General features: G+C 57.0%; 10 protein-coding genes. All 10 read right to left on the bottom strand.

Features of this window, described 5'->3' with window-relative positions:
- Positions 1 to 598: 598 nt before the first annotated feature.
- On the bottom strand, positions 599 to 2,380 hold the full coding sequence (locus ACR0ER_RS09230) for a thiamine pyrophosphate-binding protein (RefSeq protein ID WP_480768656.1): 1,782 nt from the start codon (positions 2,378 to 2,380) through the stop codon (positions 599 to 601).
- The gene (locus ACR0ER_RS09225) at positions 2,380 to 3,789 is read right to left on the bottom strand and encodes an aldehyde dehydrogenase family protein (RefSeq protein ID WP_480768655.1); all 1,410 of its coding nucleotides are present in this window, start codon (positions 3,787 to 3,789) and stop codon (positions 2,380 to 2,382) included. Before ACR0ER_RS09225 ends, ACR0ER_RS09230 begins: the two co-directional genes overlap by 1 nt.
- Entirely contained in the window at positions 3,770 to 4,684 is a 915-nt protein-coding gene (locus ACR0ER_RS09220; protein ID WP_480768654.1) for a sugar phosphate isomerase/epimerase family protein, read from the bottom strand. The genes ACR0ER_RS09225 and ACR0ER_RS09220 overlap by 20 nt, the downstream gene beginning before the upstream one ends.
- 154 nt (positions 4,685 to 4,838) lie before the next feature.
- Positions 4,839 to 6,029 (bottom strand): Gfo/Idh/MocA family protein, encoded by a 1,191-nt coding sequence (locus ACR0ER_RS09215; protein ID WP_480768653.1) that lies wholly within the window; start codon positions 6,027 to 6,029, stop codon positions 4,839 to 4,841.
- Positions 6,022 to 6,696 (bottom strand): hypothetical protein, encoded by a 675-nt coding sequence (locus ACR0ER_RS09210; RefSeq protein WP_170353334.1) that lies wholly within the window; start codon positions 6,694 to 6,696, stop codon positions 6,022 to 6,024. The genes ACR0ER_RS09215 and ACR0ER_RS09210 overlap by 8 nt, the downstream gene beginning before the upstream one ends.
- Complete coding sequence (locus ACR0ER_RS09205; RefSeq protein ID WP_247748107.1) at positions 6,686 to 7,873, bottom strand: Gfo/Idh/MocA family protein; 1,188 nt, start codon at positions 7,871 to 7,873, stop codon at positions 6,686 to 6,688. Before ACR0ER_RS09205 ends, ACR0ER_RS09210 begins: the two co-directional genes overlap by 11 nt.
- Positions 7,863 to 8,690 carry a citryl-CoA lyase gene (locus tag ACR0ER_RS09200; RefSeq protein WP_480768652.1) on the bottom strand — a complete coding sequence of 276 codons (828 nt, stop codon included), beginning with the start codon at positions 8,688 to 8,690 and terminating at the stop codon, positions 7,863 to 7,865. The genes ACR0ER_RS09205 and ACR0ER_RS09200 overlap by 11 nt, the downstream gene beginning before the upstream one ends.
- On the bottom strand, positions 8,687 to 10,579 hold the full coding sequence (locus tag ACR0ER_RS09195) for a bifunctional sugar phosphate isomerase/epimerase/4-hydroxyphenylpyruvate dioxygenase family protein (RefSeq protein ID WP_480768651.1): 1,893 nt from the start codon (positions 10,577 to 10,579) through the stop codon (positions 8,687 to 8,689). Before ACR0ER_RS09195 ends, ACR0ER_RS09200 begins: the two co-directional genes overlap by 4 nt.
- Positions 10,579 to 11,874 carry a TRAP transporter large permease gene (locus ACR0ER_RS09190; protein ID WP_170400693.1) on the bottom strand — a complete coding sequence of 432 codons (1,296 nt, stop codon included), beginning with the start codon at positions 11,872 to 11,874 and terminating at the stop codon, positions 10,579 to 10,581. The genes ACR0ER_RS09195 and ACR0ER_RS09190 overlap by 1 nt, the downstream gene beginning before the upstream one ends.
- Positions 11,871 to 12,446 (bottom strand): TRAP transporter small permease, encoded by a 576-nt coding sequence (locus tag ACR0ER_RS09185; RefSeq protein ID WP_480768650.1) that lies wholly within the window; start codon positions 12,444 to 12,446, stop codon positions 11,871 to 11,873. Before ACR0ER_RS09185 ends, ACR0ER_RS09190 begins: the two co-directional genes overlap by 4 nt.
- Positions 12,447 to 12,465: the final 19 nt, after the last annotated feature.

The raw sequence follows: 12,465 nt of genomic DNA, 5'->3' as shown, positions 1-12,465 counted from the left end.
ATCGAAGCAATTCAAAGGGGCACAATCCCGAAAGACGGAATCGATGAGTCGGGCCGCTACTGGGCTCCAATGTCAGCTAACTCAGTGGCTGAAACGGCCAGACATCTCGATCAATTCGTTCAATATACACACCACAGTTTGAAAGAACTTGAGGAGGGCCATCCGCTCAGATCGTTGTATCGACGGTTCTCCGCTGTCCCTTCAAATCAAGCCGAAATGGTGGTTTTTTTTTAATGGCTGCCAAAGCACAGTCGTCTCGTAGCTGCATGAAACATCTAAAAGACGAGGAGACTGAGGCAACGAGGTTGAGCCGAAAGTCGCGCGTAGCTGCCGTTGGCTGCCTGTTGGTGATGCTGCGACGCATCCCGTCAAACCTGCCATTCGCTGCGGGAGCGAAAACTTGAACGCTAAGAACACGCATAATTCAGTGTTATTGCAATTTGACGTTGTCTCACGTGCTTCGGTGAAAGTAGCTAACCAACAAAAAAGTTCAGACACAAAAACGAAGCCTGCGCCGCGACGAAGCTGTTGATATTTGCTAGAACACGGATGAGCATTGACACAAGAAACTGGGCGCGTCTGAACGCGCCCAGTTTCGTCAAGTCGCGACGTGAGACACCTCTTTGTCCGGCGAGTATATGTCCAAGATGTTCCAATGTCCGGTCGTTGGGGTTGGGTTGTTGATCATTGGCACATCGAGCACGGTTGGCTTGCCACTGGCGATTGCCGCTTCCAGTGCGGGCAGCAGTTCGTCGGCAGCGCTGAGTCTGTGCCCTTCCGCGCCGTAGGCTCGCGCTATGTCGGCATAGCCCGGTCCGTTTGCGGGTGCGGCGGCTGATCCGGGGAACGTGGTTCCATAGGTCAGACCGTAATGCGCTTTTTGTAAGCCGGCGATAGTTCCGAAGGCATTGTTGTTCATAACCAGCCAGATGATACCCAGATCAAGTTCGACCGCTGTTGCCAGCATCGACGGGTTTTGACCGAACCCCCCATCGCCAACAAGACTTATCACCACACGGTCAGGGGCTGCCAGTTTTGCGCCGATCGCTCCCGGCGGGCCAAAACCCATCGTGGCGAACCCGCCCGGGGTCAGTATTGAGCCGGGGGTCAGGATATCGAATTGCTGTCCGACACCGTTCTTGTTCCACCCGACGTCCGTGGTGATGATGGCATCCTCAGGCAGTGCCTTGCGGGTATCTGCCAGAATACGCTCGGGCATCATCGGAAAAGCCGACGAGGTCACTATTTCCACGTTGCGCGCTTTGAATTCTGTCCGGAAATCCTTAATCTTCTGTTCCAGCGCGGGGCGGTTGAAGCCGTCCGGATACATCTTGCGGGCAACCCGGTTGAGGACACGTAACGCGGCCTTGGCATCCGCGACCACGCCGATCTCAGTGGGATAATTCCGGCCGATCTCCTGCGGCTCAATGTCGATATGAATGACCTTCGATCCGGGAATGTTGAACGTATAGCCGGGATACCAACTGGAACAATCTGCCTCTTTGAACCGAGTTCCCAAGGCAAAGATATAGTCCGAATTCAGGCAGGACTGGTTGACCAGTTCTGTGCCCCAAAACCCAGTCATACCCAACACAAGCGGATGGTCGTCCCGCAACGCGCCTTTGCCCATCAGCGAATGTGCGACGGGCAAGCCCATATGCTCCACGAAGTCGCGCAGCTCTTCGCTGGCCTGCGCCAACAGGATACCGCCGCCGACATAAGCGACCGGGTTTTCGGCCTGCGCGAGTGTCTCAATGATTTCACGCGCTGTCTCGTCGTCAATCGACGGTTTCTTGAGCGCGCGCGTGTTGTCGCGAATACGGTCGAAACTGTCCGAGGGGATCACCTCTGAAAAGATGTCCATGGGGACATTGACCAGTACCGGCCCAGGCTGGCCGCTTTCAGCGAGATGAAACGCCTTTTCCAGAATCTCGGCCATCAGTTCCGCCCGATCTACGCGCCATGCACGTTTGACAAAGGGCCGATAAATCTCCCACTGGGCAGCGTCTGCGTGCAGGTTCACTTCCTGATGCGGATGTTTGCCATAGTAGTGCGTAGGAATATCGCCCGCGATCACGACCATCGGGATACAGTCCAATGCAGCATTTGCGACCCCGGTGGCGCAGTTGGTCAGCCCTGGGGAGAGATGGGACAGCACCACCGAGGCCTTGCCCGACACGCGGGCATAAGCGTCCGCCGCGTGGCTGGCTATTTGTTCGTGCCGCACGGTGACGAAATCGATGGAACTTTCCGCCAGCGCAGCCAGAACCGCGATGTTCGTGTGCCCGCAAAGGCCAAATACATGCTTGACCTCACGACGTTCGAGAAAATCGACGATATGCTCGGCAACGGTTTTGCCGTCCAGTTTCGCTCCGTCCATCACGCGACCTCCTGTCCGTAGAACTCCCCGAACAGGTCCGGCTCCGAGGGGCGATCCTCTGGGATGGGACGGCTGACCCAAGTGTAGTTCATCATGTGTTTCATGGTGACGTTTTCGTTGGTGATGTTGCCGCCCCAGATGCCACAGCCCAGGCTACTGGTCATAGGCATGCCATTGGTCCAGGCACCCGCATTGGCCTTGGACTGAGGCTGTCGAACCATCATGCGGCTGACCGGAGCCAGACGCGCGAGCCGGTCGATGTGATCGTCATTGTGGCTGTAGATGCCGCAGGAATGGCCCTTACCTCCGGTGTTGTAGATCTGGCTGACCGTTTCCAGCGCGTCATCGAATGTGTCGAAGTGATATAGCGCCATCAGCGTGGTCAGTTTTTCCCTAGAGAACTTGTGTTGCGGGCCGATTTGCCCCTGATTTTCAACCATCAGAAACTTGCGATCTTCGGGGATGCTAAAACCGGCGACTTTGGCCGTTTGCTGCGGCGGACAGGCGATGGTCGGGAACGTGCGGTTTCCCTTCTCATCCCACATGGCCGCTTCGAGCATGGCCTTCTCTTCGTCCGAACACAGGTAGCCGCCCTCGGCTTGAAGCGCCTTGACCATATCGTCGTAAACTGAGCGCTGGATGATGATGTTGCCGTCGGCCGAGCAGCCCGAGCCAAAGTCGGAGGTCTTGGAAATACGAGTGTTCTGCGCGGCAATGTCCAGGTCGGCGGTCTCATCGATGACGATGGACGAATTGCCCGCGCCGACGCCATACGCCGGTCGCCCTGAACTGTAGGCTGCTTTGACCATCGGCTTGCCACCCGTCGCCAGCGTCAGGTCACAAATCTCCATCAGATGTTGCGTCAATGGGATCGACGGTTTGCGAATGGATTGAAACAAGTCCTCGGGGGCACCGGCGGCGCGGCAGGCCGCGCGCATGACTTCAACCATTTCGAAGGTGGTATGGGCGGTTCGCGGATGCGGGCTGAAGATGACCGCATTCCGGGCGTTTGCGGCGGAAACACCGGTCACGGGTGGTGTCATTGCCGGATTGGTCATGGGAATCAGGGACGCGATGACACCAGCAGGTTTGGCGTATTTCACGAGCCCCTTTTCTTCGTCGACTTCGACGATCCCCGTCGAGGGCGTACGCAAGACATCACGCAGTACCATGTGAATCTTGAAGCGCTTCGCAGGGCGCCCTTCACGATCTCCGATGCCGCTCTCGTCCACACCTTGCTGGGCCAGACGGGTGAAGGTTTTCTCATTACCCGCATACCACGCAATGGCCTGAGACAGGCGGTCCAGCCTGCCCTGATCCCAATCCTCGATTTCGGCCATGGCAGCGCGGGCGCGCGCCAGCATATCGGCCGCGAGTTGTCGGTCGTTTTCAGTGAGCTCTTTGCCCATGATGATCCTCTTGGTGTTTTGGAATTGCAGCATCGGGCATACGACGCTGTGACCGCGCCTCGCCGAATGTTCGTTTGGCGTGGCTGAGGCAGCGACGCGCGTGTTCTTCATACCCCAACTCGGCAACGCGACTTTGGTTGGGTAATTCAATGGAGTAGTCGACGGGCGGCATCCGTTCGATGATGCCGGTGAAGTCAATCCAGCCTTCGCCGGGATAGAGCCGCGCATCGCGGGCCAGTTGGATCATACCCTCTCGCGTATCAGCGATCCCGGGCAGGCAATCGGAGATATGCAGGAAGTGAAACAACTCCGAGGGGACGTGTAGCAACTCTCCCAGATCAACGCGACTGAGGTGCAGATAAAGCGTATCGACCAGAATACCGCCATTCGGTTGATCAGAGGCGCGGACAATATCCAGGGCCTCATCCAGAGTGCGCAAGCGAGAGAAGCTTGGGAATTCCAAGTCCACTGTTAGCCCGTAGGGCGCCGCCAGTTCGCAGGTTTCCGAATAGACGTCGATCAGGAAGTCACGATCATCGCGGGTATTGGTCCACGCGCTCATGATCATGCGTTTAGCGCCCAATTCCCCACCGATCTCGAGAGAAGGTTCAAAACTGCGCGGATCGACATCTTCCGTGATGCGCGCAAGTTCGACATCGAGGACTTTCAAGCCAGTGGTAGAGAGAGCAGTTTTGGTGGCTTGCACCTGTGCCTTGTCGATCGGAGATTGAGAGAATTCACCGGGCACATGCATCGGAATGAATCGGGGGCTGACGGCATCGTACCTGGCCCGCGCGGCGATATAGACCAACTCGGGCGGCGTACAGCCGATCAGCGTCAGATGCGCCAAGGAATAGAGAGAGGGGCTTGCGCCAGTCTCTTCGGGTTTCACCATGAACGACAGCTCCACGTGTCTGCGAATCTTAAATTCATCACACGTAGTAAAAAATATCTGATATTTTTAAAAATATCAACATTTAATGCTGAACAGGAAATGAAAGCGCCCGGGCAACTGCCCGGGCGTGTTTTACATTCGTGTTGGCAAAGCCTTAGAGAGTGACCCAGTCACCTCCGGACTGGTGAGAGCGCACGGAGGCATCAATGAATCGGACACCGTCTGCGCCTTGATTGACACTGGGATAGGTCAGCCAATCGGCCGGAATCGCGACACCATCCCGGCGCGCGGCCACTGCCATTGCGAACTCAGTATAAAGACTAGCCCAGGCTTCAATAATCCCTTCGGGGAAGCCGCGCGCGGTTCGGATCAAACGTTCCGCACCGGGTCCGATACCATGCCCGTGACCTCGGCTGATGATACGATCCGGCTCACCAAACCGATTGAACTTCAGCTGCTCCGAATTCTCCAAATCCCACTCGAGGCCTCCTTCGCTACCGAATATCCGCAACCGCAACCCACCCCGATTTCCGGGGGCAAGGCGCGTCGCCATCAGGGTTCCCGGAACTTCATTTTGGTAACGGGTGAACATGAATGCTGTGTCTTCCAAAGGCTTTGGCGCGCCGCAGACATGAAACTCAGCCCGAAGGTCGGTCAAGGGCAGGCCCGAGACAAAACTGGCGAGATGCGCGGCATGGGTGCCGATATCGCCGACACAGCTGGTCGGACCAGAAATCTTTGGGTCCAGCCGCCATTTGACGTGGGGCGCATCAGCCACATCATCGGGCGTCATCCAGTCTTGCATGAACTCGACGTGGATTTGGTTGATTTTACCGATGCCGCCTTCCGCCACGATTTGTTTGGCCTGACGGATTACTGGAAAACATGACATCGCATAGCCGACAGCAAAGATGTGTCCCGTGCGCGCGGTAATCTCCTCAATCCCTTCGGCCTCCGCGACTTCGTTGGTCAGGGGCTTATCGCACAGCACGTCAATGCCCGCCTCCAGAAAGGCTTTGGCCGCTTCGAAATGAACGTGGTTCGGGGTGGTGATCATGACGGCATCTACGCCATCCGGGCGTGCCGCCTCGGCCTTTGCCATCTCGTCGAAGGACGCATAGCACCGGTCGGCCGGCAGGAACCACTCGGCCCCGCGCGCCTTGCTTCGCATGGCGTCAGAACTGAGCGCTCCTGCGACGACCTCCCACCGGTCGGTCATCCGCGCGGCCGTTGCCTGCGTGACAGAGATACGTCCGCCGCCAACAACACCCAGCCGCAAACGGCGAGACAATCGGGGGAAAGGTCCGTCAAAGTTCAGGTCTTCGGAAAAAAGTCTCTCAGCCATTCTGAATCTCCATTTCCGGGACCCGTACGCCTTCCGGCAGCATTTCCACCGCCATGAAAATGCTGGGGGTAATCGTCTCGTACTGATGCCAGGGATAGTTGCCTTCGGCGTCATACATCGGTTTGTGCGTCGTGCCGGGGGCCATGAATTCTTCGAGGTAAAGGGATTCAACATCCCGCTCACGGCATTGCTGCATTTTCCCAAAGCCTACGATTTGTGTATGCACTTCGCGAAACCCCGGTACCGGGCAGAACGGATGATCCTTGTGCAATCCGACATTCAGCGGCACCGAGCCGGAATGGTACATGGTCAGCCCAACGTTACCCACAAAGACCTTTGGCGACATGTAGTGGCTGACACCGCGTAAACGCTCCTCTTGGCGAACATCAAAAGCAGATGGCCATGTATCTTTCACCCATGCGAACAACTCGTTGTCATCGGCATGGGCGTCGAAATCGTGGACAATGACTGCACGTTCCACGCCGCTAAGCGTGCTGTCTTGCACGATCACAGAGGAAAGCGGTGCAATGGTCTGATCCTCGACAGAGAGATTTCGCCCCCCAAGGTTAAGGACGATGGCGCGACCCTCGATAGAAATTCTGCGCTCGTCAGTTATGTGCTGGACGCGAAAGAATGGCTGCGCAAAGTCGAGTGTCTCAATCGGCATGAACCAATTCCTTCCTCTCATCGTTAAGGAAATCGACCGGCAAAGGCTCCGGAGCCGCGCAACGGCTTTCTATCGTCTGATAGGCGCCAAATTTTGGTGCCCGTTCGATCGCGTCCATGACCTCGAAAACGTGGTAGGCGAGCGCTCCACTTGCACGGGGTTGGCGTCCTTCTTGCGCCGCCAGGGCCAGATCCAAAAGGCCGAGACCACGGCTGTCCTCATTGAACCCGTGTTTGTTGACGACCACCTGCCAGCCTTCGCGACCGGATGGGCGCGGCTGATGAGACCAGCGCGAGGTCTCCCGCGTTTTCAGCCAGACATCCCCCTGAAAGATGTTGGCACCATGTACCGGGTCAGGGTCTGGGATGCTGATGGTGCCTTTTTCACCGTAGATCTCGAACCGCGGCGTTTCGCTATCCCAGACGTCAAAGCTCATGGTCATCGACCCTATAGCCCCGGAAGAGAACTGCAGCAGGCTTAGGGAATGCGTGTCGACCTCGACATCCATCCATTCACCGTTGCGAGGGCCGTTTTCGATCATCCTTTTGTCGAACGTGCGCCGAGCCATTCCGGCGACCCGGTCAACCGGACCAAGGCAGCAAACCATGGCGGTCAGGTAATATGGCCCAAGGTCCAGCAAGGGCCCGCCACCGGCCTGGTAGTAGAAATCCGGGTTGGGATGGTGGCGTTCCGTCCCGTGGGTACCGACATGGGCAAAAACCCCTGTCGGTTTGCCAATGGCACCCTCATCGATCAAGCGCCGAACGGTTTGCCAACGACCGCCCAGAAATGTGTCGGGTGCGCAACCGACCAGTAGCCCCTTTTCAGAGGCCATGTGCAGAATCGTCTTACCATCCGTTCGATCCATAACCAGCGGCTTCTCGGAATAGACGTGCTTGCCCGCCTCCAACGCACGCAGGCTGATTTCGGCATGCGCCGCCGGAATTGTCAGATTCAGAACGCAGTCAATCGTCGGATCGTCAAACACCCCATCTGGCGCACAGGCCTTGGCGATACCGTATTGATCTGCCTTGGTGCGGCTTTCCGAAGGGTCAAGGCTTGCGCAAGCCACGACCTCAACGTTTGAGAACTTGGATAGTGTTTTTAGATAAATATCGCTGATACGACCACAGCCGATAAGGCCGACCCGGAAGGATTTCGATGTCTCACGTGTCATCATTCCTGTCTTCGTAGAGGGGTAAGTAATTAGGGGGCATCGGCCCTTTGTTGCGGCCACCCTGGTTCATCTGTTCCCAAGCGTGGGCGAGTATTCCGACCGAGCGGGACAGGCAGAACAGCCCTCGCGACAAGGGCGCAGGAAAGCCAAGTTCGCAGAAGATCACAGCTGTCGCGCCGTCAATATTCATGGCAATTGGCCGACCGCCTCGTTGACGACCGAGTTCGGCTTGAACCTCTTCTCCGATATCGGCAAACCGGCCAGAAACTGTGCCTTCTGCCGCCGCATCTCGAACAAGTTGCATCAATCGGGGTGCGCGTGGATCGACAGGTTTGTGAAACCTGTGACCAAAGCCCGAGACGATCTTGCCATAGGTCTCGCGCCAGCTGTCCAGACCGTCCTTCACTGCGTCATTCAACGATGCTCCGCAATCCATGCGAGCTGCGATATCATAGTACAGCTCTGCACACTGCTCTCCTGCCCCGCCGTGCACGTCGCCCAGCATGTTCACCGCAGTCGCCATCGCGTTATTGAGACCTACCCCGCAGGTGGCGGCCATACGCGCAGCCGCAATCGAGGGGGCCTGCGGACCGTGATCCACGCCTGCGACCAAAGCGGCTTCGAACAGGCGCGCTTGCGCGTCGCTGGGTAGATCGCCCCGCACCATAAGCCAGATCATCTGCGGGAAAGATACGTTTCCGATCAGGTCCTCTACGGCGTTGCCACGAAAAGAGATCTGTCCGGGCTTCATGTCGATGATGGAGGTACGCCACCATTGGCGAACGGCGCGCTCATCGTCTGTCATCTGCGCGGTCATTGCGTCTGCACCTCTTTCACCGGCTGGGTTTTGCTTTGCGCAGCAAGGCGAATGGGTGCATTGCGCGCGCCATAACCGGCATAGCCCATACGGCGTTCAACAATTTCGAAGAAGAAGCCGGTAAAGATGGGGCAGCTGTATATCTGAAAATACTCAGCACCCGCCGCCCGATCGTAGAGAATGTTCCCCCTGCGCAATTGGGCGACCAAATCGTCATCCAATCCGAATGTCGCTTGAAGATCAGCGTAGTAGTTCTCCGGGATGGACAGGCTGGGAAAGCCAGACTTGAGCAACTGGGCTGAAGTTTCAAAAATATCATCCGACTGGAAGGCAATGTGCTGAACACCAGCCCCAAAGCCATCTTCAAGGAATGACGCCGCCAGTGTTCGACGCCCAACTGCCCCATTCAGGTTTAAGCGCACTTCGCCTTCGGGACTTTCGATAGCCTGACTTTGCACGACACCAGACGGGTCGGCGACGTTCACGATAGGGGATTTTGCCATCTCGAAAGTCGAAATGTAGTAGAGCAGCCAGCTTTGCATCTCATCGTGACGCATCGTCTGAGCCAAATGATCGATGCGGCGCAGGCCGGCAGGCTGGGTCACTTTGGTTTTCGCAACCGGCTCGAACTCGATATCCCATACCCGGTGCAGATCGGATTTCTCATCGATGAAATGAACGACATTGCCACCGACACCTCGGATGGCCGGGATATCCAGTTCCCCTGTTCCCACCGGTTGTGAGAAATCCGGCGCGCCCAACGCGGTCGCCCGCTGAACCGTCTGATCCGCATCTTTGACACGCAACCCCATGTCACAAACGGAGGGGCCGTGACCCAGGAACGCCGAATGGGCAAAGCCTTCCTTTTCGGTGTTCACAACGATGTTTATCGCGCCCTGCCGCCACAGCTCGACGGACTTGGTGACGTGTTTTCGCTCCATTCGAAAGCACATTGCTGACAGCATGTCTGCCAGCTGCGCGCCGCTTACCTCATCAGCTGTAAATTCGACGAATTCGAAGCCTGACGCATAAACGCGTTCCGGCAGGCCTGGGATACCGAAATCAGTTCCCGGCTCGGTCCGCGACACCTCATCCAGGAGGTTCACCAGCGACCTGTAGCTGTCTCCGGCCAGTGTTCGGCCACCGGGTTGAGGAGCTGCTTCGTTGACGCGCGCAATGGACCAAGGCCCCTTGTACCCGGCACGGGACAGCACCCGTACGAAGCCCGCAAGGTTCAGCGACCCAAGCCCCGGCAGAAGCCCAAAGTGCCGTTTGAGCCTGCGAATATCCATCTCAAGCCGGGGTGCATCGGACAGTTGCACATGGAACAGCCGCTCTCCGGGAATGTCCCGAAGGCGGGCTGGTTTGGACCCGTCGGCAAGCGAGAAGAAGGAATTCAAGGCCAACCCCAAATGAGGGCTGTCGATTGCTTCAACGACGCCTAACGCCTGCTCATCCGAGTGAATAAGATTCGACCATGGCAAGCCCATAAAGGCCAGACGAAGACCCATCTCTTTCGCGATTTTGGCCGCCTCGCCAAGATCTGCGATTACCTGTTCTTCGGTCGCGGCGACATCAACCTCGAAGGCAGACCCGATCAGCAGCAATTCCGTTCCCAACTCGCTCATCAGGTCGAGTTTGCGCTTCAGTCGATCAAAGGCGCGCTCCCGTCCGCTGCCAGACTGGCCTTCAAGGTTATGGAAGGGTTGTAGCAGGCAAATCTTCAGGCCGAGATCTGATGCAATGTTCCGAATTTGCGATGGCGGCCCGTCAAAAGCGGTCAAATCCGGTTCGTGTAATTCGACACCCCCGAATCCCGCGTCAGCGATAGCACTCAGCTTTTCAGCCAGATCACCGGGGATCGACGTTGTCGAAACCGAGAGGCACATTATCCCTGATATCCAAACATACGCGGCAACCACAGGACCAGATCAGGCATCAGCATCATGATCACCAAGGCGAATATGAGCACCGCCAGAAAGGCCCAGATTTCCGAGATGATTTCACGCAGCGGAATGTCCGTCACGGCGTTGATCACAAAGAGTAGAATGCCATAGGGCGGCGTGATCAAACCGATCATTGAGTTCACGACGACCAGCACTCCGAAATGCACCAGATCAATCCCGAGCGCTTCGCAGGTTGGAATGAACAGGGGCACGATCACCAGGATGATCGTTGTTGCGTCTAACACGCATCCCAGCGCGAGGATCAGCAGGTTTACGAGGATCAGGAATACAATCGGGCTAACATCCGAACCCTCCAGCAGTGCCGAGATCGACTGTGGAATCTGTTCCTGAATGACGATGAAGTTCAGAATGAACGCGCCACCAATGACCACCCCGACGGCGGCGGAGGAGCGCGCGCTGTCGACGAACACTTGATAAAGGCCACGGAAGGTCAGCGCGCGGTAGAACAACGCTGCCAGTAGCAGAGCGTAGAATGCAGCAACTGCTGCGGCCTCGGTCGGCGTAGTGACGCCTCCATATATACCGTACAGCAGGATCGCCGGCATCAGCAGCGCCGGGAACGCGTTGGCGGTTTTAGCCGGCAACTCGCGCAGCGGAACAGGTTCTTCCAATGCAAAGTTCCGCTTTCCGGCCAGATAATAGTTCATCGCCATCAGGACGATGCCCATGATCAGACCCGGCAGAATGCCAGCAAGGAACAGCGACCCGATAGACGCCTTTGAGACCAGCGCATACAGAACCATTGGGATCGAGGGCGGAATGATCGGGCCAATCGTCGCCGATGCCGCCGTGATTGCGGCTGCGTAGCCTCGGCTGTAGCGGCCATCCTTGGTCATCATCTCAATGATGATCTTGCCGATCCCTGCAGCATCCGCGACGGCAGAACCGGACATGCCAGAGAAAATCAACGACGCAACTACGTTGACGTGTCCGAGGCCGCCCTTGAAACGCCCGACCGCCGCGACGCAGAAGTTCAGCAGGCGGTCGGTGATCGACCCCGCGTTCATGATATTGGCGGCGACGATGAACAAAGGCACGGCAAGCAGGATCGTGCTTTTGTAGAAGCCTTGCAGGATCTTCTCGCCCGCGAGGGCGACGTCCAATCCGGCCGTGCCCAGATAAACCAATGAGGCCAAAAGGATGGAATAGCCGATAGGTGTCCCGATGCCTGCCAAAACAAAGAGCGCGAGAAGGCAGGAAAGAAGTTCAAAGCTCATTTGTCTGCTTCCTCGTCGTCTTCACCGTCGACGCGGGGATGATCGTCAACAACGTTGTACCCAACGACCATTTCCAGCTCGGTTTTAGGTGGGCCATTGCGCAGGATGTCAAAGAACAGCCATCCATACCGCGCGGCCACGACCAGCATAAAAACCGCATAAATTGAAAACACAGTGCGCAGCGGTATCTTCTCACCCGAGAACGGATTGCGCACAGTCGAGGTTTTGCGGATTTTCATCCAGTCGATGTAGTCCCACGTCGGCAGGAAACTGTAGAGCATCCCGACCACAATCGCCGCGGCCGCCAGCATCGCAAAGACCTGACGCACGCGCATCGGCACCGAAAGGTAGATGATGTCGAACTTCACGTGATCCCTCTCGCGCACGATGAAGGCGCAGCTAAAAAAGATCACCCAGACCCAGAGGATGCCGATGAGTTCAAGCGTCCAGCCAGCGGGGGTAAAGAAGTACCGCAGAAGAATTTGGAGAAGGAAGATCAGGAAGATTGCCGCCAGCATCCCGCCGGCAATCGCTTCGGTCAGTCGGGAGAACCCCTTTATGAAGCCTTTCATTGTGGTTCTCCCTCCCTTG

The sequence above is a fragment of the Ruegeria sp. CH8 genome (assembly GCF_056536985.1).
This window is presented reverse-complemented; position numbering and strand designations above follow the sequence as displayed.